This window comes from Pseudomonas sp. GM60 (assembly GCF_000282415.1).
Taxonomy (GTDB): Bacteria; Pseudomonadota; Gammaproteobacteria; order Pseudomonadales; family Pseudomonadaceae; genus Aquipseudomonas; species Aquipseudomonas migulae.
This window is the reverse complement of the sequence record NZ_AKJI01000082.1, coordinates 1-22,189: the sequence shown is the minus strand read 5'-3', so window position 1 is coordinate 22,189 and position 22,189 is coordinate 1. Positions and strand designations below refer to the sequence as shown.

General features: G+C 60.1%; 20 protein-coding genes. 9 read left to right on the top strand and 11 right to left on the bottom strand.

Annotation, left to right across the window (positions count from 1 at the left end; genetic code table 11):
* Positions 1 to 125 precede the first annotated feature (125 nt).
* The 3 genes from mifR to PMI32_RS09210 form a co-directional block, all read right to left on the bottom strand.
* Positions 126 to 1,451 (bottom strand): two-component system response regulator MifR, encoded by a 1,326-nt coding sequence (mifR, locus tag PMI32_RS09200; protein WP_008031720.1) that lies wholly within the window; start codon positions 1,449 to 1,451, stop codon positions 126 to 128.
* The gene (mifS, locus tag PMI32_RS09205; RefSeq protein ID WP_008031718.1) at positions 1,445 to 3,211 is read right to left on the bottom strand and encodes a sensor histidine kinase; all 1,767 of its coding nucleotides are present in this window, start codon (positions 3,209 to 3,211) and stop codon (positions 1,445 to 1,447) included. Before mifS ends, mifR begins: the two co-directional genes overlap by 7 nt.
* A 232-nt stretch (positions 3,212 to 3,443) precedes the next feature.
* Complete coding sequence (locus PMI32_RS09210; protein ID WP_007898341.1) at positions 3,444 to 4,967, bottom strand: fumarate hydratase; 1,524 nt, start codon at positions 4,965 to 4,967, stop codon at positions 3,444 to 3,446.
* 472 nt (positions 4,968 to 5,439) lie between these two features.
* Here PMI32_RS09210 and PMI32_RS09215 point away from each other — a divergent pair, with 472 nt between their 5' ends.
* From PMI32_RS09215 to PMI32_RS09225, 3 genes are read left to right on the top strand one after another with little or no spacing between them, the layout of a single operon-like run.
* Positions 5,440 to 6,546, top strand: a complete 1,107-nt coding sequence (locus PMI32_RS09215) for a GGDEF domain-containing protein (RefSeq protein WP_008031716.1) — start codon at positions 5,440 to 5,442, stop codon at positions 6,544 to 6,546.
* The gene (locus PMI32_RS09220) at positions 6,539 to 7,474 is read left to right on the top strand and encodes an iron-sulfur-binding ferredoxin reductase (protein WP_008031715.1); all 936 of its coding nucleotides are present in this window, start codon (positions 6,539 to 6,541) and stop codon (positions 7,472 to 7,474) included. Before PMI32_RS09215 ends, PMI32_RS09220 begins: the two co-directional genes overlap by 8 nt.
* A gap of 29 nt (positions 7,475 to 7,503) precedes the next feature.
* Positions 7,504 to 8,253 (top strand): enoyl-CoA hydratase-related protein, encoded by a 750-nt coding sequence (locus PMI32_RS09225; protein ID WP_008031713.1) that lies wholly within the window; start codon positions 7,504 to 7,506, stop codon positions 8,251 to 8,253.
* Positions 8,254 to 8,432: 179 nt separating this feature from the next.
* Here PMI32_RS09225 and pyk read toward each other — a convergent pair whose 3' ends face one another.
* Positions 8,433 to 9,884 carry a pyruvate kinase gene (gene pyk / locus PMI32_RS09230; protein ID WP_008031711.1) on the bottom strand — a complete coding sequence of 484 codons (1,452 nt, stop codon included), beginning with the start codon at positions 9,882 to 9,884 and terminating at the stop codon, positions 8,433 to 8,435.
* A 175-nt stretch (positions 9,885 to 10,059) separates the two neighbouring features.
* On the opposite strand from pyk, the gene PMI32_RS09235 reads away from it, so the two are divergent.
* The 3 genes from PMI32_RS09235 to PMI32_RS09240 all read left to right on the top strand — a co-directional run bounded on the left by PMI32_RS09235 (position 10,060) and on the right by PMI32_RS09240 (position 11,545).
* A complete protein-coding gene (locus tag PMI32_RS09235) occupies positions 10,060 to 10,434 on the top strand; it encodes a tetratricopeptide repeat protein (protein WP_008031709.1) in 375 nt (124 codons plus the stop codon).
* 251 nt (positions 10,435 to 10,685) lie between these two features.
* On the top strand, positions 10,686 to 11,045 hold the full coding sequence (locus tag PMI32_RS0128985; RefSeq protein WP_032828936.1) for a PilZ domain-containing protein: 360 nt from the start codon (positions 10,686 to 10,688) through the stop codon (positions 11,043 to 11,045).
* A gap of 170 nt (positions 11,046 to 11,215) precedes the next feature.
* The gene (locus tag PMI32_RS09240) at positions 11,216 to 11,545 is read left to right on the top strand and encodes a hypothetical protein (RefSeq protein ID WP_008031705.1); all 330 of its coding nucleotides are present in this window, start codon (positions 11,216 to 11,218) and stop codon (positions 11,543 to 11,545) included.
* A gap of 244 nt (positions 11,546 to 11,789) precedes the next feature.
* Here PMI32_RS09240 and PMI32_RS09245 read toward each other — a convergent pair whose 3' ends face one another.
* Genes PMI32_RS09245 through PMI32_RS09270 form a run of 6 tightly spaced genes read right to left on the bottom strand, consistent with a single transcriptional unit; the run spans position 11,790 to position 18,509 of the window.
* On the bottom strand, positions 11,790 to 13,121 hold the full coding sequence (locus PMI32_RS09245) for a DUF58 domain-containing protein (protein WP_008031703.1): 1,332 nt from the start codon (positions 13,119 to 13,121) through the stop codon (positions 11,790 to 11,792).
* On the bottom strand, positions 13,118 to 14,119 hold the full coding sequence (locus PMI32_RS09250; protein ID WP_008031702.1) for an AAA family ATPase: 1,002 nt from the start codon (positions 14,117 to 14,119) through the stop codon (positions 13,118 to 13,120). Before PMI32_RS09250 ends, PMI32_RS09245 begins: the two co-directional genes overlap by 4 nt.
* A complete protein-coding gene (locus tag PMI32_RS09255; protein WP_008031700.1) occupies positions 14,116 to 15,279 on the bottom strand; it encodes a DUF4350 domain-containing protein in 1,164 nt (387 codons plus the stop codon). Before PMI32_RS09255 ends, PMI32_RS09250 begins: the two co-directional genes overlap by 4 nt.
* Positions 15,276 to 16,823: a DUF4129 domain-containing protein gene (locus tag PMI32_RS09260; protein ID WP_008031698.1), complete on the bottom strand. Its 1,548-nt coding sequence runs from the start codon at positions 16,821 to 16,823 to the stop codon at positions 15,276 to 15,278. The genes PMI32_RS09255 and PMI32_RS09260 overlap by 4 nt, the downstream gene beginning before the upstream one ends.
* Positions 16,810 to 17,787 carry a stage II sporulation protein M gene (locus PMI32_RS09265; RefSeq protein WP_008031695.1) on the bottom strand — a complete coding sequence of 326 codons (978 nt, stop codon included), beginning with the start codon at positions 17,785 to 17,787 and terminating at the stop codon, positions 16,810 to 16,812. The genes PMI32_RS09260 and PMI32_RS09265 overlap by 14 nt, the downstream gene beginning before the upstream one ends.
* Positions 17,784 to 18,509, bottom strand: a complete 726-nt coding sequence (locus PMI32_RS09270; RefSeq protein ID WP_008031694.1) for an RDD family protein — start codon at positions 18,507 to 18,509, stop codon at positions 17,784 to 17,786. The genes PMI32_RS09265 and PMI32_RS09270 overlap by 4 nt, the downstream gene beginning before the upstream one ends.
* 184 nt (positions 18,510 to 18,693) lie before the next feature.
* Between PMI32_RS09270 and sbcB the strand changes: the two genes are divergently transcribed.
* A complete protein-coding gene (gene sbcB / locus PMI32_RS09275; protein WP_008031691.1) occupies positions 18,694 to 20,124 on the top strand; it encodes an exodeoxyribonuclease I in 1,431 nt (476 codons plus the stop codon).
* Positions 20,125 to 20,223: 99 nt separating this feature from the next.
* Here the strand turns inward: sbcB and mvaT are convergent, their stop codons facing one another.
* The gene (gene mvaT / locus PMI32_RS09280) at positions 20,224 to 20,601 is read right to left on the bottom strand and encodes a histone-like nucleoid-structuring protein MvaT (protein ID WP_007933316.1); all 378 of its coding nucleotides are present in this window, start codon (positions 20,599 to 20,601) and stop codon (positions 20,224 to 20,226) included.
* A gap of 339 nt (positions 20,602 to 20,940) precedes the next feature.
* On the opposite strand from mvaT, the gene purU reads away from it, so the two are divergent.
* Together purU and PMI32_RS29925 are read left to right on the top strand one after the other, a co-directional pair.
* Positions 20,941 to 21,789, top strand: a complete 849-nt coding sequence (purU, locus tag PMI32_RS09285) for a formyltetrahydrofolate deformylase (RefSeq protein ID WP_008031689.1) — start codon at positions 20,941 to 20,943, stop codon at positions 21,787 to 21,789.
* An 86-nt stretch (positions 21,790 to 21,875) separates the two neighbouring features.
* Positions 21,876 to 22,067, top strand: a complete 192-nt coding sequence (locus PMI32_RS29925; RefSeq protein WP_008031687.1) for a hypothetical protein — start codon at positions 21,876 to 21,878, stop codon at positions 22,065 to 22,067.
* The last annotated feature ends 122 nt before the right edge of the window (positions 22,068 to 22,189 follow it).

Sequence of the window (22,189 nt, the reverse complement as noted above, 5' to 3'; positions counted from 1 at the left end):
CCGCGCATGTTCGGGATCCTGTAGGAGCGAGGCTTGCCCGCGAAGAACGATAATGCGGTGTTTCAGGTAGACCGCGCTGACTTCTTCGCGGGCAAGCCTCGCTCCTACAGGGTTTGTGTTGGCTTTTAGAGGAACATCTCGCGGGTCAAACCATGCCGCTGCATCTTTTCATTGAACGTGCGGCGCGGCAGTTGCAGCTCTTCAAGCACCGCTTTTACATCGCCCTTGTGCCGCGTCAACGCCGCGCGCAGGCAATGCGCTTCGAACGCTTCCTGCTGCGCTGCCAGCGACTGCCCCGGATCGATGCCCGCAGGCGTGGGCTCTTCCAGCCCCAATACTTGCCGTTCGGCCACGTTCGCCAGTTCGCGCACATTGCCCGGCCAGTCGTGGCTCAACAGATGGCTCAACTGCGGGCCGCTCAGCGGCGCAATCGTGCGACCCAGCCGCTCGGCAGCCTTGTGCGCAAACGACTCGAACAACAACGGAATGTCTTCGCGTCGATCACGCAACGGCGGCAAGCGCAACTCGGCCACGTTCAGCCGATAGGCCAGATCCTCGCGAAAACGCCCGGCCCGCGCCTCATCCAGCAAATCGGGTTTGGTCGCAGCGATGATCCGCAAATCCACGCGAATGCTCTGATTGGAACCCAAGCGCTCCAGCTTCTGCTCTTGCAGCACCCGCAGCAATTTCACCTGTTGGGCCAACGGCATACTTTCGATTTCATCGAGAAACAGCGTGCCGCCATCGGCGTATTCGAGCTTGCCGATGCGTTTGCCCTGAGCGCCGGTGAACGCGCCGCTCTCGTGACCGAACAGCTCGGCCTCGAACAATTGCTCGGGAATCGCCGCACAGTTCAGCGCGACAAACGGCTTGTCGGCACGCGGGCCGAAGTCGTGCAGGCAACGGGCGACCAGCTCCTTGCCGCTGCCGGTTTCACCGCGAATCAACACGTTGACCGGTAACGCCGCCAGATCCAGCACTTGCCGACGCAATGTCTGCAAGCCACGGGACACGCCGAGCAAGGTCGCGTCGAGTTTGGCGCGGTTATCGGCCTGTTCGTGCAACGCGCGGTTTTCCAGCACCAGTCGGCGCTTGTCCAGCGCACGGCGCAGGCTGCCGAGCAGGGTTTCCGGGCTGAAGGGTTTTTCGAGAAAATCGTAGGCGCCATCGCGCATCGCATCGACCGCCATTGGCACATCGCCATGGCCGGTCAGCAGAATTACCGGCAAGTCGGCATCGCGGCGCTGCACTTCGGCGAGCAGTTCCAGCCCGGTCATGCCGGGCATGCGCACGTCGCTGAGGATCACGCCGGGGAAGTGCTTGGGCAACTGCGCCAGGCATTCATCGGCGCGGCTGAACAACTGCACCTCGAAACCCGACAGGCTCAGCCATTGTTCGACGGCACTGCGGATGCTGCTTTCGTCGTCGACCACCATCACAGAATTCAGCATGCGCCAGGCGCCTCCGGATCTATGGGCAGGGTGAGGGTGAACACCGCGCCGTTGTCGTGATTATCGGCGCTCAGGCGTCCGCCCGATTCGTGAACGATGGCAAAGGATACGGCCAGACCGATGCCCAGGCCATCGCCCACCGGTTTGGTGGTGAAAAACGGATCGAAGACCTTTGGCAGATTTTCTTCGGCGATGCCGCCACCGTTGTCGATGACGCTCAGGCGCCACAGTTGTTCATCGGCTTCGAGGCGGATTTCCAGGCGTTTGCAGGGTTTGTCCTGCATCGCATCCAGGGCGTTGCGCAGCAGATTGATCAGCACCTGTTCCAGACGAATCGCATCGCCCCGCACCCACGCCGGGCGCGTCAGGTGCAACACGGTGCTGACCTGTTCATCGCGCAGACGCGTGTCGAGCATTTGCAGCGATTGGTCCACCACTGAAGCCAGGTCCAGGCGCTCGCGCAAGCCGCTGGGGCTTTTGCGGGCGAAGGTTTTCAGGTGGCCGGTGAGGGCGGCCATGCGCGTCAGCATCTCATCCACCGGTTTCAGTGCCTTATAGGCGTCGTCGACCCGGCCGTGATCGAGCAGCAACCGCAGTGTCGCCAATTGCATGCGCTGGGCGGTCAACGGTTGATTGATTTCATGGGCCAGCGCCGCCGACATCTGCCCGAGGGCGGCAAGTTTGGCCGATTGCACCAGACCGTCCTGCGCCGTGCGCAGGTCGCGGGTGCGTTCTTCCACTAACTGTTCGAGCTCTTCGCGACTGCGCTGACGCATCTTCGCCAGACGCCAACGCTGGTTGAGGAACAGCAACAGAAACACCAGCGTCAGCCACAACCCGGCAGCGGCGAGGGCGGCGTTGCGACTGTCTTCGAACGCCACTTGCGGGCGCCGCAGCAAGTGCAGCGTCCAGCCCTCGGCGGTCAGCGGCAGGGATTCCCACAGGTAATCCGCTTTGCCGTCCGGGCCTTCGACCCGCGCCAGTTCGCTGTTGTCGTCAAAGCGGCGCAATGATTGATAGCCGAGCAGCGTCAGCGGTTGCTTGTCGTATTGGCGGGTGGCCTTGAGCTCGGCGTGGTCGCTTTCACTCAGCGGTTTCAACTGGCGATAGCGCCAGCCCGGCTGATTGGCGATGAAGATGATCCCGCGTGCATCGCTGACCAGCAGCGTGTCGCTGCCCTGACGCCATTCGCGCTCCAGTTCGGGAAATTCGAGCTTCACCACCATGGCGCCGAGAAACTTCCCGCCGTCATCGGTGACGGCGCTGGACAGGAAGTAACCGGGAATCCCGCTGGTCACGCCCACTGCATAAAAACGTCCGGTGCCCTGGGTTCGGGTCTGGCTGAAGTAGGGGCGAAAACCGTAGTTGTGACCGACGTAACTGCTGGGCAAACGCCAGTTGCTCGCCGCCACGGCGAGGCCGGTGTGATCGAGCAGTTCCAGGGTCGAGGACTCGGCGGCGCCGTTGATCTTTTCCAGTTTGCGGTTCAGCGCGTCTTGCTGTTCTGGTGTCGCCGGCCCGTTGAGCGCCGAACGCAGCTCCGGGTCCAGTGCCAGCACGGCGGGCAGGGCGCGGTAGCGTTCAATCAGGGTGTGCAGGGACGTGGCGTACAGGCCCAGTTGCAGATTGGCGCGGGCCGCGTCTTCCACCAGGGCCTGACGCTCGGCATGACGCATGGCCAGTGTGGCGGCGAGGGCTGCGCCGGCGAGGATCAGGAAGGTGTAGAGCGTCAGGCGCAGGGTGCGAGGGATCTCAAACATGCTGGGCGTTACACAATGTGTACGGAGGGCGCGCACCATAACATGAGCGCGCTTTCCCCTGTAGGAGCGAGCCTGCTCGCGATGGACTCCGGAACGCCGCGTTTATCCAGATTACACGCGTTATCGTTGACGACTATCGCGAGCAGGCTCGCTCCTACAGGGGGGATGAGTGGGCAATAAAAAAGGCGACAGGAGCATGACCCCTGTCGCCTTTGCTTGGTCGGTGAAGCGCTTACTGCACTTCTACCGCCAGGCTTTCACTGATCTTTTGCTGCCAGATGGCAGGACCGGTGATGTGTACCGATTCACCCTTGCTATCAACGGCAACGGTAACCGGCATGTCCTTCACGTCGAACTCGTAGATGGCTTCCATCCCCAGTTCAGCGAAAGCCACCACGCGGGATTTCTTGATGGCTTGCGCCACCAGGTAAGCCGCGCCGCCCACTGCCATCAGGTAAACGGCTTTGTGGTCCTTGATCGCTTCGATAGCGGTCGGGCCGCGTTCGGATTTGCCGATCATGCCCAACAGGCCGGTTTGCTCGAGGATCTGACGGGTGAACTTGTCCATCCGCGTCGCAGTAGTCGGACCGGCAGGGCCAACCACTTCTTCGCGCACCGGATCGACCGGGCCGACGTAATAGATGAAGCGACCCTTGAGGTCCACCGGCAGGGTTTCACCCTTGTTCAGCATCTCGACCATGCGCTTGTGCGCGGCGTCGCGACCGGTGAGCATCTTGCCGTTGAGCAGGACGGTTTCGCCCGGCTTCCAGCTTTGCACTTCTTCCGGCGTCAGGGTGTCGAGGTTGACGCGACGGGCCGATGGGCCTGCTTCCCAGACGATTTCCGGGTAGGCGTCCAGCGGTGGCGCTTCCAGGGAGGCAGGGCCGGAACCGTCGAGCACGAAGTGCGCGTGACGGGTGGCGGCGCAGTTCGGGATCATGCACACCGGCAACGAAGCGGCGTGGGTCGGGTAATCCATGATCTTCACGTCGAGCACGGTGGTCAGGCCACCGAGGCCCTGGGCGCCGATGCCCAGTTGGTTGACCTTCTCGAACAGCTCCAGACGCATCTCTTCGATACGGTTGGACGGGCCGCGCTTTTTCAGCTCGTGAATGTCGATGGATTCCATCAACACTTCCTTGGCCATGACCGCGGCTTTCTCGGCGGTGCCGCCGATGCCGATGCCGAGCATGCCCGGTGGGCACCAGCCGGCGCCCATGGTCGGAACGGTCTTCAGTACCCAGTCGACGATCGAGTCGGACGGGTTGAGCATGGCCATTTTCGACTTGTTCTCGGAACCGCCGCCCTTGGCCGCTACGTCCACTTCCACGGTGTTACCTGGAACGATGGAGTAGTGGATCACGGCCGGAGTGTTGTCCTTGGTGTTTTTACGAGCGCCCGCCGGGTCGGCGAGGATCGAGGCACGCAGGACGTTTTCCGGCAGGTTGTAAGCCCGGCGCACGCCTTCGTTGATCATGTCGTCGAGGCCCATGGTGGCGCCATCCCAACGTACGTCCATGCCCACGCGAACGAACACGGTGACGATGCCGGTGTCCTGGCAGATCGGGCGGTGGCCGGTGGCGCACATGCGCGAGTTGATCAGGATTTGCGCCATCGAGTCACGGGCCGCTGGCGATTCTTCGCGCAGGTAGGCTTCGTGCATCGCCTGGATGAAATCCACGGGGTGGTAATAGGAAATGAATTGCAGGGCGTCGGCAACGCTCTGAATCAGGTCGTCTTGCTTGATCACGGTCATGAGTCGCGCTCCTCTAAAAGACGGGAACATTCAATAAGGTGCTTGCAGCTTGGGTGCATCGGTCGGTTGCAAGCACCTTTCAAGGCACGCCGGGCATGCTGGCGCGACGCTAAAAAGGCGCGGCAGTATAACGCGCCTCGCAGGCGGGCACACGCGCCGGCAGTCAATCGTTGGTCGCATAGGCCCGCCAGGCGGATTCGGCTTGCGGGAGCGTTGTTCTCTGTAGGAGCCAGCTTGCTGGCGATGGCAATGGGGCAATCAGCGTATTTGTGTCTGTCAGACCGCTATCGCCAGCAAGCTGGCTCCTACAAAGGCTTATGCACAAATTCAGGGAGGGTCTAAAGTCATGCCCTTGACGCCAGTTTTCCGGCCTGAAAATTGAATGGTCATTTATCAGACACGCCACTAAAGTGGCATTCGGTCTGTAGAGTAGGACACTCGGTCAGCCTCCTTTCGCACGGTGAGTCAACGATTGACCCATAACGCTATCCAGCGCCTTTTGCTCAAACGTTTTGCCCTTGCGGCCGGCACCTACGCCCTGGCTCTACTGCTGCTGTGGCTGGCGTTTTTCACCGGTCATTACGATGAACCCCTGGCGAATGTCGCCGTCGGCAGCGCACTGGTGGTCATCAGTCAGGCGGCACTGTTCGCGGTGTTTTACAGCGGTTGCAACCTGCGTTTTTCCGACCCCAGCCTGACCGAAGCACAAGTGTTGCTGGGGCTGGGCTGGCAAACCTGGCTGATCGCCAATCTGGATGAGGCACGTGGCGCGTTCCTGGTGTTCTACGTGCTGATTCTGTTGTTCGGGCTGTTTCACCTGTCGCGTCGGGCCTTTTTGCGGTGCGCGTTGCTGGTGTTTTTCAGTTTCAGTGCGATCACGCTGTGGGAGGGCTACCACTTCCAACTGGCCGATCCGGCGCTGGCCGCGTTGCAGGTGTGCGTGCTGTTTATCGTGCTGGTCTGGCTGGAGCTTTACGCCCGTTACGTCCAGGCCTCACGCCTGCGGATGCGGCAGCGTCGCTTTGCCTTGCAGGCGCATCAGGACACCCTGCGCGGAATGATGCGCCAGCTCGAAGACCTGGTGGCCACCGACGAATTGACCGGGCTGTTCAATCGCCGGCATTTCCTGCGCCTGGCCTCCCGCGAGCTCAACGCCATGGAACCCGGCGTGCTGCATGGCCTGGCGCTGATTGACCTCGATCACTTCAAACGCATCAACGACATGCACGGCCACGCTGCTGGCGATCAAGTGCTGCAAGCCTTCGCCGGTGTGGCCAGCGCCTGCCTGCGCGAGGGCGATGTACTGGCCCGTTATGGCGGCGAAGAGTTCGTGGTGTTGCTGCCCGATTGCAGCGGCGAACGCCTGACCTCCTGCTGCGAACGGCTGCGCATTGCCTTCACCGATGTCGAGTTGATCGGCCTGAAGGTCGGCAATCTCAGCCTGTCGGCGGGCATGACGCTGCTGGAGCCGGGCGACGATCTCGACGATGCCTTGCAACGTGCCGATCAGGCGCTCTATCGCGCCAAACGCGACGGCCGCAATCGTTGCGCGGCGGCGTGGGAGAACGTCGATGCCTGAGTTGCGGGTCGGCGATCGTCAATGGTCGGTGGCAGTGGGCAGCAACCTGCTCGACGCGTTGAATCAGAACGGCGTGTCCGTTCCCTACAGTTGCCGCGCCGGCAGTTGCCATGCGTGCCTGGTGCAATGCACGCAAGGATTGCCGAGTGATAGCCGCCCCGATGCCCTGAGCGCGGAGCAGCGTCAGCAAGGCTGGCGCCTGGCGTGCCAGTGTCAGGTGGTCGAGGATTTGCAGGTGCATGCCTTCGATCCGCTACAGGACGGCAGCCCGGCCGAGGTCGCCGCCGTCGATTGGTTGAGCAGCAGCGTGTTGCGTTTGCGCCTGACCCCTCAGCGTCCGTTGCGCTACAGCGCCGGGCAGCATCTGGTGTTGTGGGCCGGTCACGTGGCGCGGCCATATTCCCTCGCCAGCCTGCCGGGAGAAGACCGCTTTCTGGAGTTTCACCTTGATTGTCGCCAGCCCGGTGCATTCAGTGACGCCGCACGTCTGTTGCAGATCGGCGACTCGCTGCGTCTCGGCGAACTGCGTGGCGGCGCGCTGCATTACGACGCCGACTGGCACACCCGGCCGCTGTGGCTGATGGCCGCCGGCACAGGGCTGGGTCCGTTGTTTGGCGTTTTGCGTGAAGCCCTGCGCCAGGATCATCAGGGCGCCATCCGCGTCATTCACCTGGCCCATGATGCCGATGAGCATTATCTGGCCAAACCCCTGCAAGCCATGGCCGCCAGCCGCCCGAACCTCAGCATCGAGCTGTGGACACCGACCGAGTTGCCCGCGGCTTTGGCGCAACTGCGGCTTGTTTCCCGGCAAACCCTGGCCTTACTCTGCGGGGCCCCCGACAGCGTCGACGCCTTCGCCCGGCGCCTGTACCTGGCGGGACTGCCGCGCAATCAACTGCTGGCCGACGTCTTCCTGCCCCGCGGTTGAGCGCTGATTTTTCAGACGCGAGACCGACCATGACTGATGCCATCCAGATTGAACGCGAACGCGGCCTGTTGACCCTGCGCCTCAATCGTCCCGACAAGAAAAACGCCCTGACCCGTGCGGTGTACAGCCACTTGGCCGAGGCGTTGAAACAGGCTGACACCGACCCCGAAATCAACGCCGTGCTGATCACCGGTTCTGCCGAGTGCTTCACCGCCGGCAACGACATCGCCGACTTCATTCAACAACCGCCGGGCAACCTCGACAGCCCGGTGTTCCACTTCATGCTCAACCTGCTCGAATGCCGCAAACCGGTGATCGCCGCCGTGGCTGGCGCCGCCGTGGGAATCGGCACGACGCTGCTGCTGCATTGTGATCTGGTGTATGTCAGCCGTGATGCGCGCTTGCGCATGCCCTTCGTCAACCTCGGCTTATGCCCGGAATTCGGTTCCAGCCTGCTTTTACCTCGATTGCTCGGGCATGCCAAAGCGGCGCAATTGTTGTTGCTCGGTGAAGGTTTCAGTGGTGAGCAAGCGGCCGAGTGGGGCATTGCGACCGAAGCGCTGGGCAGTGGCGAAGCGGCATTGGCCAAGGCGCGGGAGATGGCGTTGAGGTTTGAGTCCCTGCCACCGGAAGCGGTGCGCATCAGCAAGCAGCTGATGAAAGCCCCGGACCGGGAGCAATTGCGCAAGGTGATAGAAGAAGAGGGCGCGTTGTTCACCCAGCGGTTGCGCTCGCCGGAAGCGATTGCGGCGTTGTCGGGGTTTATCAACCGGCATTGAATTTGCGGTGCCTGATCTGGCCTCATCGCTGGCAAGCCAGCTCCTACAGGGTGATCACCGCTCCTGTAGGAGCTGGCTTGCCAGCGATGGGGCCCGCGCAAACAACACACCTTCTGGATCAGAAAGCAAAAAGCCCCGCCATTCACATGGCGGGGCTTTCTTTTTCAGCAACCGGTCACTCAGACCATCGGATCGCCAACGTGCAGGATTTTCATCCCGTTGGTGCCGCCGGTGGTGTGGTAGCTGTCGCCCTTGGTCAGGATGACCCAGTCACCTTTTTCCACTACGCCACGCTTGACCAGTTCGTCGATTGCCGCCTGGCTGACTTCATTTGGCGCCAGCGAAGCCGGGTCGAACGGAATGGTGTACACGCCACGGAACATTGCGGCGCGCGCCTGAGCTTCGCGGTGTGGGGTGAACGCGTAGATCGGCACCGAGGAACGGATCCGCGACATGATCAGCGGGGTGTAGCCGCTTTCGGTCAACGCGATGATGGCCTTCACGCCCGGGAAGTGGTTGGCGGTGTACATGGTCGCCAGCGCAATGCTCTCGTCACAGCGCTGGAACTCTTTGCCGATGCGGTGGCTGGAGGTCTTGCTGGTCGGGTGCTTTTCAGCGCCGACGCAAATGCGCGCCATCGCTTGCACCGCTTCCAGCGGATAAAGACCTGCAGCGGATTCGGCAGACAGCATCACGGCGTCGGTGTAGTCGAGCACGGCGTTGGCTACGTCGGACACTTCTGCACGGGTCGGCATCGGGTTCTGGATCATCGACTCCATCATCTGGGTCGCCACGATCACTGCCTTGTTGTGGCGGCGAGCGTGCAGAATGATCTTCTTCTGAATGCCCACCAGCTCGGCATCGCCGATTTCCACGCCCAGGTCACCACGGGCCACCATCACTGCGTCGGACGCATTGATCAGGCCATCGAGGGTTTCGTCGTCGGCCACGGCTTCGGCACGTTCGATCTTCGCCACCAGCCAGGCAGTACCGCCGGCCTCGTCGCGCAGCTTACGGGCGTATTCCATGTCGGCGGCATCGCGCGGGAAGGACACGGCGAGGTAGTCGACTTCCATCTCGGCAGCGAGCTTGATGTCGGCCTTGTCTTTCTCGGTCAGGGCTGGAGCGGTCAAGCCGCCGCCGCGACGGTTGATGCCTTTATGGTCGGACAGCGGGCCGCCGATGGTCACGGTGCAGTTCAGTTCGGTGGCGGTGGCGGTATCGACGCGCATCACCACGCGGCCGTCGTCGAGCAGCAGCTCGTCGCCCACGCCGCAGTCTTTTACCAGGTCCGGGTAGTCGATGCCGACCACTTGCTGGTTGCCTTCGGTCAGAGGATGGCTGGTGGAGAAGGTGAATTGATCACCGATCTTCAGCTCGATCTTCTTGTTGGCGAATTTGGCGATACGGATTTTCGGGCCTTGCAGGTCACCCAGCAGGGCAACGAAGCGGCCGTGCTTGGCAGCGAGGTCCCGCACCAGCTTCGCACGAGCCTTGTGCTCGTCGGGGGTGCCGTGGGAGAAGTTCAGGCGGGCGACGTCCAGGCCAGCCAGAATCAGCTGTTCGAGAACTTCCGGCGAGTTACTGGCCGGGCCAAGGGTAGCGACGATTTTGGTACGACGGACGGACATGCAAAGACTCCTGAGTTCAAGCGCTGAGTGAGGCTACTATGGTCCGTGGGTGTAGTCATTGTTCATGTGCACTACTTTTTGTGAGGAGCTTTGTTATTCGCTTCTTTCTTTAAATGAACATTCCTGAAGATTTTCGCCTACGGGTCGATACAGAGCTCAAGACAGGAGAACCCCCATGCGATTCGTGCTCATAGCCGCCCTTGCCCTCAGTGTCGTGGGCTGCACCCGTTTCTCGATGAACCATCATTTGAATAATGCCTACAGTGCTTACGACCGTGGCAATTGCGAGCAAGTGACGCTCGAATTGTCCAAAGTCGAACGCGCCAGCCGCGCACGGCCTTATGTATGGCCAGAAGTGTCGATGCTGCGCGGTTTGTGCCTGGAACGGCAGAAAATGTTCGTGGATGCGGCGCAAACCTACCAGTTCATCCAGGCGTCGTACCCGCAAAGCGAGTACGCCTACCGCGCCCGCGCCCGGCTGGAAACCTTGCAGTCGCTGGGTCACTACCCGCTGCGCAGTGCGGCGGCGGTGCGCCCTACGCGGTTCTGATTGCAGCGGTCATTCAACCACTGGCTCACCGGCGGTGGTGAGCTATAGTCGAATAACCGGTTTAGAGCCTTGTTTCTAAATCGACGTAACACCTGTGATCGGCAGGCGTAAGTGGCAGCGGTTTCATGGACTGCCGCACCGGGATCGGGGAGAGCGCGCTCATTGCCTGGCCCTTGTTTGATAACGGCAGGCAGGCCCGTTCCGAAGTATTAGTGCGGCCCTGCTTAAGGGCCTTGCGTAGCGAAATCAGCATGTTCACTGACCGCCGGATCGAGCGGCATCAACTGCCGTATTTTCTGAAAGTGTTCAACAGCGTCACCGACAAACCGATTGGTTTCCTGGGCAACGTCTCTGAAGACGGGCTGATGCTCATCAGTCAGTTACCGATGATGATCGGCGCCGATTTTGATCTGCGCCTGAAAATCCCCATGGCCGATGGCTGCCAGCAGGTCATCGACCTCAAGGCCTGCTGCCTGTGGTGCCACGAAGATGCGACACCTCACCACTATGACGCCGGGTTCAGCCTGCAATGGGCACCGCCGGAGTTTGGGCAATTGGTGGAGGCGTTGAAGCAGTACTTCAGTTTTCAGCCGTTGCCGGCGTCTGCGTGAGTCGAGGTTGTAAAGTTGGCGGGGAGAGGCTCATCGCGTGGGAATTTGCAGCGTTTGACAGTGATAGCCGTTGGTCGGGACTGTCAGTTGTGACAGGTGTCATGGGTTTTTTATCGCTCTAGATTGTGCTTGCCACCTTTCTGGCCAAGTTATTTTCGGAGCTTAAAAGCATGACTGATCAAAAAGAGCAGCAAGCCGAAATTGCGGAACCACTAATTGTTCAACGTCCCTTCTACTATCCCTCACCTGGCCAGACTATTCCTCGCGGTCCGGGTGTGGAATTATCAGTTCACGCGGAGTGGCCCTATATGGAGTTGAGATACTATGATAAAAATAGTCAGCATTATCATTCGGATGGCCATTCTGTGAAGGAAAATCCGTTTAACTTTAAGACGGACTTTACAATGAGAGTTGGCAACAACGCTATCCATTATAGGTTCCTAGACCTGAACGGGAATGGCACGGATTGGTACACCAGCGGCTGGTTTAATGTGCAATAGTCGTTTTTTGTTGTGGTTGGATGATTTTAGGCAAAGTAGCATTTGAGCTGTGGAGCTCTTAAAAGAGCGTAATCTCCTTCGGGGCTTTACAGCTGTTATTTTGATCATTGCACGGTTTCATCACTCAGTTGCTCGCGATTGGGTGTCTTTTTCAATCCGCATCGACTCAAATTATGATCGTCGCAAAACGTTCTACCTGTTGGGCGTTTTGAGGGCATTTTTTATTCGTAGTACGTGACAAAAGCTAAAAGACACCTGCCTTCTTCCATTCCAGGTAGCGCGTCACCAGCGCGGCGCCCAGTTCATGAGGGCTTGCATCCAGTACCGGCACGTCATGGGCATTCAGCCGTTCATGAAGTTCGGCCCGTGTATTCAAGAAGTCCACCGTCCCGCAATAGACCAATGCATCGGACAAGGTCTGCACGGTTGTCTGACGCAGGCTGTCGAGTACGCCTTCGCGCAGGCTCGCGACCAGCACCCGATGCTGCTTGCTCAGGCGTTTGACAGCCGTGAGCAGCTCCTCGTCGTCTTCGTCCCGCAGATTGGTCATCAACACCACTAGCGAGCGGCGTTTTTGTCGGGCCAGCAGATGAGTTGCCGCGGCTTGATAGTCAGCGCTGCGTTGGGTGCTGTTCAGGTCGTAGACCGTGTTGAGCAACACATTGAGTTGCCCGGCGCCTTTCACCGGTGCGAGATAACGCGGTTGATCGCTGGCAAAGGTGCTCAGACCCACCGCATCACCCTGGCGCAACGCCACGTAACTCAACAGCAGGCACGCATTGAGCGCGTGATCGAAATGCGCCAGTTCGCCGTCCTGACTGCGCATGCGCCTTCCGCAATCGAGCATGAAAATGATCTGCTGATCGCGCTCGTCCTGATATTCCCGGGCAATCGGGGTGCGCTGGCGGGCGGTGGCTTTCCAGTCGATCTGGCGCAGGCTGTCGCCTTCGCGAAATTCCCGTAGCTGATGAAACTCCAGACCCAGGCCACGTCGTTGCCGCTGGCGTACGCCGAGCTGGCTGAGCCAGTTGTCCACCGCCAGCAGTTGGCCGCCGTAGAGGCGGGCGAAGTCGGGGTAGACGCGGGTGTGATCGGTGACGCTCAGAAGCCGTTTGCCGTACCACAGGCCCAATGGGCTGGGCAGGTTGATTTCGCAGTGATCGAAGCTGAAGTGGCCACGCTTGAGCGGGCGCAGGCGATAGCCGACCTGGCTGTGCTGACCGGGCTGAAGTTCGACTGACAGGGGGAGGTTTTCGAAGTTCAGGCCGTCGGGGACATGGTCGAAAATCTGGATCGTCAGCGGTTGAGGAAAGTTGTGCCAGACCTCCAGTCGAACTTCGCTCCAGCGACCGAGGGCCAGGCTGCCGGGCATTTGTCGTGTTATCCGGGGCGAGTGCAGGCGCGTGAGGCGCAAAGCATCGAGTATTGCCAGGGCCAGTAGCGCCAGCAATAAACCCCATTGGATCGACAACAGGCTTGAGGGCAGCGCAATGTCCAGTGCGCGCAAGGTGCCCAGCACGATGCCGATGACCAGCAGGATTGCGAGCCAGATCAGCAGCAGGCGCGAGGGTTTCACAGACGTGGCGCCGGCACTTGATCGAGCAGTTGCCGCAGCACGTGATCGACCTCCAGCCCTTCGATATCCAGCTCCGGCGCAATGCGTACGCGATGGCGTAACACCGCCAGCGCGCAACCCTTGATGTCATCCGGAATCACGAATTCACCGCCGCGCAACAAGGCGCGTGCTCGTGCGCAGCGCACCAGCGCGATGGACGCCCGAGGCCCGGCGCCGAGGGTCAGGCCGGGCCAGCTGCGGGTGGTGCGAGCCAGGCGCACGGCGTAGTCGAGGACTTGATCGTCCAGCGGCAAATCACTGGCGATGCGTTGCAAGGCCAGCACGTCCTTGGCTTGCAACACGGTGCGCAGGGGTTGCACATCGAGCATGTCGGCCCGGGTCGAACGGCTGACCTGACGCACCATGTTCAGCTCTTGTTCGGCGTCGGGGTAATCCATGCGCACTTTGAGCATGAAGCGGTCGAGCTCGGCTTCCGGTAGCGGGTAAGTGCCTTCCTGTTCGATGGGGTTTTGCGTGGCGAGCACCATGAACGGTTGCGCGATGGGCAGGGCGCGGCCTTCGAGGGTGACTTGCCGTTCCTGCATGGCTTCGAGCAGCGCAGCCTGGGTTTTCGCCGGGGCGCGGTTGATTTCGTCGGCGAGCAACAGGTTGGTGAACAACGGCCCTTTGCGCAATTTGAATTGCTCGGTTTGCAGGTCGTACACCGCGTGGCCGGTGACGTCGCTGGGCATCAGGTCCGGGGTGAACTGAATGCGCGCAAATTCGCCACCGAAGCAGCGGGCGAGGGCGCGCACCAACAAGGTCTTGCCCAGCCCCGGCACGCCTTCGAGCAGCACATGACCGCCGGCAATCAACGCGGTGAGTACGTCATCGATCACCGTGTTCTGGCCGATCACGGCTTTTTGCAATTCAACTCTAACTGCTTGGGCCAGGTAACTGGCGCGCTGGCGTTGCTGCTCGGCATGGCTAGGCGCGCCGGGCTCGATCTGTTCACTCATAAGGCGTTCCTCAAGGTTTGCAGGTGGGCGACCTGACGGCTGAATTCAACGCTGGACAGCCGTTGCTTCGGTCGCGGGCTCATGGCCTGGCTGATAGCGCGTGTGGGTTGGCCGGTCAGGCGTGCGAGCACCAGCCATTGTTCGGCGACGCCGAGTTGTTCAAAACCGGGATGACGGCGCCGCACCCGGCGCAGGATGTCTTGCTGCAAGGCTTGCAGCAGACTGTCCTGACCGCTGCGGCGCAAGATGAAATCGGCGCTGGCACGCAGGTGTTCCTGAAGTTGTCGACGGGCTCTCGGTGCCGGTTCAATCAATGGGCCGTGGCGCACGCCGACATGCCAGAGGCCAAGGCCGATCAGGGCGATGAGCGCGACCAATGCCTGGGGGAAATAGCGCAGCAACAAGGTCAGCAGGCTGTCGTGATCGGTGTTGAACAGCAGCGTCACCTGGGTGTCCGCGGTCAGGTACCAGAGCAGCCAGGCATTGTCGTACTGGTCGATGGCCGGGGTTTTCCACAGGTCGGCGTCGGTGACCACGATGATCGAGCCGAGCCCTTGGTTGAGCTGCATCATGTGCGTGGCCTTGCCGCTGTTGGCCCAGGCTTGCGCGAGATTGTTCGGGTCTTCGAGATGGAACGCGGTATCGAAGGTGGCGTAGGCCGGGGCGTCTTCATCCTCAAGATACAGTTTGGTCAGGTTGGGGTAAGGATCCTCACCGGTAGCGGGTGGCGGGTCCTTGAGGTCTTTGCTCAGTGACTGGTGCACCTGCACCCGGTCGAGCAGCAGGTCATTGCTTTGGCCGAGTTTTTCATCCCACAGTGATTCGGCGATGAACAACAGGCGCCCACCGGCGCGGGTCCAGTTCATCACTTGGTCAATCTGCCGTGGCGTCATGTTGTACCGGTCGCCGAGCAACAACAGGCTGTGCTGGTGCGGGTCCAGCGTCGGCAGCACGTCGAGGCTGTTGGCATGGCCGACGGTCAGGCCCTGTTTGCGCAGGAAGTGTTCGGCGGCCAGATAAGGGTTGGCCTGGGCTTCGGGCGAAGGGCCGTGATCGATGTCTGCCTGATAGGGCGTTGCCTTGAAGAACAGATAAACACTCAGCGCAGCCAACAGCGCAGCGATGAACACGCCGACCGCCAGCCAGAGCCTCCGGTTCAATGCGCCGCTCCCGGGCCGAACAGCGCCCGCCAGCCATCACAGAGTTCCTGTTGCACCTGCGCGGGTGGCAGGCGATGCCCGTAGGCCATGTTCTGCCAGTGCCCCGTCAGTTTTTTGCTGAAAGTCAGCAGCGCGGGTTGCTGCAGGTGCTCAACGCGCTCCAGCACTTCGCCCTCGGTGTCGGCCGGTTTCAGCGCCATGTTGTAGTCGTGCAGCAAGTGACTGAGCAGGGCGCGATAAAGCAATCCGAGAGCTTCACGCGGGTTGGTTTGCCAGAGGCTTTCAGCGCTGGTGGCGATGTCGGCAGGCAGGGTTTCACGGTTGAGGTCCAGGCCGAATGCTTGCTGTGGCAGCGACCGTGCGACTTTGCGCGGTAACGCCGGTCGGCGACTGACGAACGCCTGCAACCAGTCGCGGTAACGCCAGATCAACAAACCGATGGCCCCGATCACCGTACCCCACAGCAGCACTTCAATCAGGGTGGCCAATGCACCGAAGCGCTGGTTATCCAGCAACTTGAGCAGCGCCTTCAGCCACTCGGGGGCCTTGCCATCGTCCGGGGTTTCGGTGGCGGATTTGTCTTCGCCGCCAAAACGATAGCGGGTGACCGTTTCCTTGTTCTTGAATGGCGGCTGATCGAGGATCGCCTTGATGCTGTCCCGGGACGCCTGGCTGGTCAGAGGCTGCTCCAGCAGACGCGGGCTGTCCGGTGTGGTCGCGGGCTCGGTGGCCCACACGGTTTGCGCCGCTGGCATCGACAGAAAAGCGGCCATCAGCAACACGACAGCGGTACTGCTCAAGCGTTGGCGCAGACGGCGGAACACCAGCTCGATATCCCAGGCCTCCAGCACCGTGCGCCGGTTCAGATAAAGGCTGAAGCCGCAGGCCACGTAAACCGGTTCCCACACCACGAGCACCAACACGTAAAACACGTTGGTCAGGTGTTCCAGCCAGCGCCAGTCTTGTGTGGCGGCGGACAGCAGCGTTTGCCAGCTCCAGTCCAATTCAACCTGTTGCGGCAGAAACAGATAAAACAGCACCATCAGGCCGACCCACAGTGCACTTTCCAGATGCACGCCGATGATCGTCAGCCAGCGCGCCGCGCCGCCGTCGCGTTGCAACAGCACCTGCAAGCGCTGTTGCCGCGCTTGCCCACTCAGGCCTTCGAGTTGCACCACCGGCATCAGGAAACTGCGACTCAGACTCAAGCGTCGCCAGGTCAGACTGGCGAGCAGTTGTGGCTTGAGCAGTCGCGGCCATTGGCGCAGCGCCTGTTTCAAGGTGGGCGTTTCACCGAACATGGCTTTGGACAGGATGTACAGCGGCAGGCGTTCGAACGCCGGTTTCAGCCACCAGAAAATGAAGGCGGCGAGGGACGGTGAATCCCACAACAACAAGGTGAGCAGGGCGAAAACCGGCAAGGTCACGATGGCCCAACTGGTCATCAACAGGCGTCGGTGCCGCTGACTCAGCAGGACGCCGAGGTCCATGGCTTCCCAGGTTGTTCGAGGGCGGATCACCACGGTCGCGTCACTCAGGCGCATGACGACTCCGTCCGGCAAACAGCAGATACATTGCTACCAAAAACCACAGCGTCGCGCCGACCAGATATTTGGTCATCGGTGCCGGCCCGGTCATGGATGACCAGTAGGCTTCGATAAATGCAGCGATCAACAGAAACAGCATGACCCCGCAAATCAGTAATACGCTTTTGCGCGCCGCGACTCGCAAGGCTTCGGCGCGTGGCAGGCGCCCCGGTGCGATCAGTGCCCAGCCCAGTTGCAGGCCGGCGGCACCCGCCAGGGCAATGGCGCTGAGTTCGAAAGCACCGTGGCCGATCACGAACGACCAGAAGGTTTGCCCGTAGCCGATCTGCGTCAGGTGCCCGGCCACCGCGCCGATCATCAAGCCATTGAAGAACAGGAAAAACGCGCTGCCCAGGCCAAACAGCAAACCGCTGGCGAACGTCTGAAAAGCGATGCCGATGTTGTGCATGATGTAGAAGCCGAACATCACCCAGTCTTCACTGGCCGCCCGTTCCGCCGAGCGACCCAGGTGTCCGGCGTTGGGGTCGTACATGCTTTGCATGTCGCTGACCTGTTGTGCCGGGATCAGGTTGTAGACCAGGTCCGGGAACAGATACACCAACAGCGCGAAGCCGATCAGGCTGCCGAAAAACATCAGGCTGGCGGCCAGCACGAAGCGCCACTGTTCGCGCACCAGCCGCGGAAAATCCGCGAGGATGAAGCCGAGCACATTGGCACCCAGGCGGCTGCGATGTCGATAAAGTTGTTGATGCCCGCGCAGGACCTGTTGCTGCAATGAGTCGATCAGGAAACTGCTGTATCCACGCTCCTGAGCCAGCGCCAGATGCTGGCATAGCCGGCGATAGTCTTTCGCAAAACTGGCGACACGTGAGGTGTCTTTATTGCGCTCCAGCCTGTCGAGCATGAGGGAAAACTGCGCCCATTCAGCCTTGTGGCGATTCTCGAAAAGACTTTGCTTCATGCGGGACCCAACAAACCGCGGGCGATGCCGTTGAGTTCCGCCACCGCCCGTGGCGCAGGGACGTTCAACGGTTGGGCGAGGATAGAAGCGAGTTCATTGACCCGCGCTTCGGAGAGTTCACCCTGGCGTTCGGCAAACCCGAGGATGGCGCGTTGCTCGGTCAGCGTCATGGCGAAGGCCGGACGTCGCGGTTCGGCGTCGGGCACTTGCGGTCGGGTGAGCGGCTGTTCGCGGTAGATGACCAGCGTGCCGGCGGCCACGTCGCCGAGGCGTTTGAAGCTGGGGTGTTGCAGGCAACTGATGGCGCCGAGGAAATAGCCGAACGGCAACAGGTCGACAAATCGCAGCAGGTTGCGCAACAGTGAAGCGGACCAGCCGATCGGCGTGCCGTCATCCTGCACCACCCGCAGCCCCATCCATTGCTTGCCCGGCGAGCGCCCCTGATTGAGCACTTCGAACAACACCATGTACCACCAGCTCACTGCGAACAGCAGGATCGAGCCCAGCCCTGCGCCGAGTTTTCCCAGAAACGCGAGGACGATAAACAGCAGACCCAGAATCAGCCCGCGCAGCCCGAGGTCGATGGAGAACGCCAGCGCACGGACCATCAACCCGGCCGGGCGCAGTGGCAAGTCGATGCCTTCCGGCGTTTCAACCTGATACCGCGTATCCAGTGGCGGGGACAGCTTCGCTTTCCTTTGCAGTGCTGTGGTCTCGAGCATGGGCAACCTGATGATGTGGCCTGATCGGGATTCTCTGTGCGTCCGATGCTAGCAGCCTCACGGGGGGAAACGACATAACTATGTATTGCACGGTGCGTGGTCATCGGCGATTGAATGCAAGATTACTGGCCGGGGCGGGATGTGAACGCCTAGACTTCGCCGATCTTCAGTTCAGGAATAGCCCGTGACCTCGATCTTCTGGTACGACTATGAAACCACCGGCATCAACCCGCGTTGCGACCGCCCACTGCAAGTGGCGGGGCTGCGCACTGACTTTGATCTCAATGTCATAGACGAGCCGGTCAATCTTTATTGCCAGCCCAGTGAAGACATCCTGCCGCATCCGGCGGCCTGCGCGATCACCGGCATCACGCCGGGCCAACTGGCCGAACACGGTTTGAGCGAAGCCGATTTCATGACTCGGGTACACGCGCAACTGGCGGCACCGGGCACTTGTGGCGCGGGTTACAACACCTTGCGTTTCGACGACGAGATGACTCGTTACAGCCTGTACCGAAATTTCTTCGACCCCTATGCCCGCGAGTGGCAGGGCGGTAACAGTCGTTGGGACCTGATCGATGTGGTGCGTGCGGCGTATGCCTTGCGGCCCGATGGCCTGGTTTGGCCGACGGATGACGAAGGGCGGGTGACGCTCAAACTCGAACGCCTGACCGCCGCCAACGGCATCGATCACGGCAATGCTCACGAAGCGCTGTCGGACGTTCGCGCGACCATCGCACTGGCAAGGCTGATCCGGGAAAAACAGCCGAAGCTCTACGACTGGCTGTTTCAGTTGCGCAGCAAACAAAAGGTGATGGATCAGATTCGGCTGTTGCAGCCGATGGTACACATTTCCGGGCGTTTTTCGGCGGCACGCAGTTATGTCGGCGTGGTGTTGCCGCTGGCCTGGCATCCGCGCAACAAGAACGCGCTGATTGTTTGTGACCTGCACCTGGATCCCCAGGGGTTGCTCGACCTGGATGCCGAGACCTTGCGCCAGCGTTTGTATACCCGTCGCGATGAACTGGCCGAAGGCGAACTGCCGGTACCGCTCAAACTCATCCACATCAACAAATGCCCAGTGGTGGCGCCGTTGTCGGTGCTTCGTCCCGATGATCAGCAACGACTGGGGCTGGATATGGCGCTTTATCAGGAACGCACGCTGCGACTAAGTGCCGCACAAACAATTTGGCGAGATAAAGTTCAGGCCATTTATGCCCGAGAGGATTTCGCCCAGAGCCAAGACCCTGAACAACAGTTATACGATGGTTTTATCGGTGATCGGGACCGGCGTCTTTGTGAGCAAGTCCGGGCGGCTGACCCGGCGCAATTAGCGCAAGAGCAATGGCCTTTCGATGATGAACGTTTGCCTGAATTATTGTTTCGATATCGCGCACGTAACTTTCCCGAAACGTTGAGTTTCGAAGAGCAAGAACGCTGGCGAGTATTCTGTCAGCAACGTTTGTCAGCGCCCGAGTGCGGGGCGCCCAATACCCTGGAAGCATTTGTAGAAGCTGCAGCCCAATTGAACATTACTGCGACGCCATTCCAGCAAGAGGTGCTCAATGAGTGGAACAATTATGTCCAGGCATTGCGCAAACGTTTGAATCTTTGAAAATGAAAATGCACGGGCCTGAATCTCGGACATAAAAAAACGCCAGCGATTGCTGGCGTTCTTTTTTGTCGCGGATGGGTCTGCGGCAAGCTTTGCGGCTTAGCCCAGCAGGGTAGCCCAACCTTCAACCACGTCGCCGCCCCACTTGGCTTTCCACTCTTTCAGAGTTTTGTGGTTGCCACCTTTGGTTTCGATGACTTCGCCGTTGTGCGGGTTTTTGTATTGTTTAACTTTGCGAGCACGCTTGGTGCCAGTAGTTTTTACTGCGCCGCCGCGTGGTGCTTTGGTTTTGGATTCTGGATCCAACAGCGCAATGATGTCACGCAGGGACTTGGAGTATTCGCCCATCAGGGTGCGCAGTTTGCCTTCGAATTCCAGCTCGGTTTGCAGTTTGTCGTCTTGGGACAGGTTCTTCAAACGGGCTTGCAGCTCTTTGATAGCTTCTTCGGTGGCACGATATTCGTTGATCAAGGACATGGGGACTACCTTATGTTGTGCGCTGGATGGCAGGGGACAGTGCGGCAATAATAGTCAGGGTGTTTCATCAAGTAAACATTTAACCGGGGTTTATTTAAATTAGTTGCGATGAATAGGGCGCAAATTGGATGTGCAGTTAAATAGTGTGACGCAGGTATCACAGATATTCACAATTGAATGCTTGAAGAATGCTGACAGGATCACCATCGCGCAGGTAACCGACAGCCCTCAACGCTTGTGCCAGCGGCCCTAGCTCAACGCGAGGTGTCATCTATACTGCAGTTTTTTTGCGCAATCGCTAGAATGGCGGCCTTTGCGAAGTTCTGGAGTTTCCCCCTCATGCGCACTTTTCGGCTGGTGATTGCTTGCCCGGACCGCGTCGGCATCGTTGCTAAAGTCAGTAACTTTCTGGCGTCACATAACGGCTGGATCACTGAAGCGAGCCACCACTCGGACAATCTCAGTGGCTGGTTTTTCATGCGTCACGAAATTCGTGCCGACTCGCTGCCTTTTGGTATCGAGGCTTTTCGCGAGGCGTTCGCGCCGATTGCCGAAGAGTTCTCGATGAACTGGCGCATTACCGATACCGCGCAGAAGAAGCGCGTGGTGTTGATGGCAAGCCGTGAGTCCCATTGCCTGGCCGACTTGCTGCACCGCTGGCACAGCGATGAACTGGATTGCGAAATCTCCTGTGTGATTTCCAACCATGATGATTTGCGCAGCATGGTTGAGTGGCACGGCATTCCTTACTACCACGTACCGGTCAATCCGCAGGATAAAGAGCCGGCGTTCGCCGAAGTCTCGCGCCTGGTCAAACAGCACGATGCCGAAGTGGTGGTACTTGCCCGCTACATGCAAATCCTGCCGCCCGAGTTGTGCAGCGAGTATGCGCACAAGGTCATCAACATTCACCACAGCTTCCTGCCGTCGTTCGTCGGTGCCAAGCCGTATCACCAGGCTTCCATGCGTGGGGTGAAGTTGATCGGTGCGACGTGCCACTACGTGACCGAAGAGCTGGACGCCGGCCCGATCATCGAGCAAGACGTTGTGCGCGTCAGCCACAGTGACAGCATCGAAGACATGGTGCGTTTCGGTCGTGATGTCGAGAAAATGGTGTTGGCCCGCGGTCTGCGTTATCACTTGGAAGACCGGGTGTTGGTGCACGGTAATAAGACTGTAGTGTTCTGACCGTCACACGACGCGGTTGAAATTCGAAGGACCTGGGCGTTCAATCGTTCCAGGCCCTTCGCCGTTTCTGCACTGAGGACATGACCATGGCTGATCCACTGGACAAAGCTACTTCCAAGGCTCCCGCGACATTGGGGGAGGGGTGTTTGAGCCGTTATGATCCAGATGATATGAGTGCCGAAGACGGCACGGAATTTCCCGGTGCGGCGGAGTTGTGGGAGCAGTTGAATCCTGAGCCTGATTCTGTAGGAGCTGGCTTGCCGGCGAAGCGGTCTTGAGGTCTGGCGTTCGCTCGTTTTGATTGTGTACATATCCGTTTCTGCGGTAACGGCGGCTATTGGTTTCGCCCTTACGGCGAGTCACTTGGAAAAGCCCCAAGTAACCAAGGGCTCTTGCCCCT

Bases quoted from the DNA above. Each gene is read 5' to 3' on its own strand.
- mifR (WP_008031720.1), bottom strand. From the start codon at position 1,451: ATGCTGAATTCTGTGATGGTGGTCGACGACGAAAGCAGCATCCGCAGT.
- mifS (WP_008031718.1), bottom strand. From the start codon at position 3,211: ATGTTTGAGATCCCTCGCACCCTGCGCCTGACGCTCTACACCTTCCTG.
- PMI32_RS09210 (WP_007898341.1), bottom strand. From the start codon at position 4,967: ATGACCGTGATCAAGCAAGACGACCTGATTCAGAGCGTTGCCGACGCC.
- PMI32_RS09220 (WP_008031715.1), top strand. From the start codon at position 6,539: ATGCCTGAGTTGCGGGTCGGCGATCGTCAATGGTCGGTGGCAGTGGGC.
- PMI32_RS09225 (WP_008031713.1), top strand. From the start codon at position 7,504: ATGACTGATGCCATCCAGATTGAACGCGAACGCGGCCTGTTGACCCTG.
- pyk (WP_008031711.1), bottom strand. From the start codon at position 9,884: ATGTCCGTCCGTCGTACCAAAATCGTCGCTACCCTTGGCCCGGCCAGT.
- PMI32_RS09235 (WP_008031709.1), top strand. From the start codon at position 10,060: ATGCGATTCGTGCTCATAGCCGCCCTTGCCCTCAGTGTCGTGGGCTGC.
- PMI32_RS0128985 (WP_032828936.1), top strand. From the start codon at position 10,686: ATGTTCACTGACCGCCGGATCGAGCGGCATCAACTGCCGTATTTTCTG.
- PMI32_RS09240 (WP_008031705.1), top strand. From the start codon at position 11,216: ATGACTGATCAAAAAGAGCAGCAAGCCGAAATTGCGGAACCACTAATT.
- PMI32_RS09250 (WP_008031702.1), bottom strand. From the start codon at position 14,119: ATGAGTGAACAGATCGAGCCCGGCGCGCCTAGCCATGCCGAGCAGCAA.
- PMI32_RS09260 (WP_008031698.1), bottom strand. From the start codon at position 16,823: ATGCGCCTGAGTGACGCGACCGTGGTGATCCGCCCTCGAACAACCTGG.
- PMI32_RS09265 (WP_008031695.1), bottom strand. From the start codon at position 17,787: ATGAAGCAAAGTCTTTTCGAGAATCGCCACAAGGCTGAATGGGCGCAG.
- PMI32_RS09270 (WP_008031694.1), bottom strand. From the start codon at position 18,509: ATGCTCGAGACCACAGCACTGCAAAGGAAAGCGAAGCTGTCCCCGCCA.
- mvaT (WP_007933316.1), bottom strand. From the start codon at position 20,601: ATGTCCTTGATCAACGAATATCGTGCCACCGAAGAAGCTATCAAAGAG.
- purU (WP_008031689.1), top strand. From the start codon at position 20,941: ATGCGCACTTTTCGGCTGGTGATTGCTTGCCCGGACCGCGTCGGCATC.
- PMI32_RS29925 (WP_008031687.1), top strand. From the start codon at position 21,876: ATGGCTGATCCACTGGACAAAGCTACTTCCAAGGCTCCCGCGACATTG.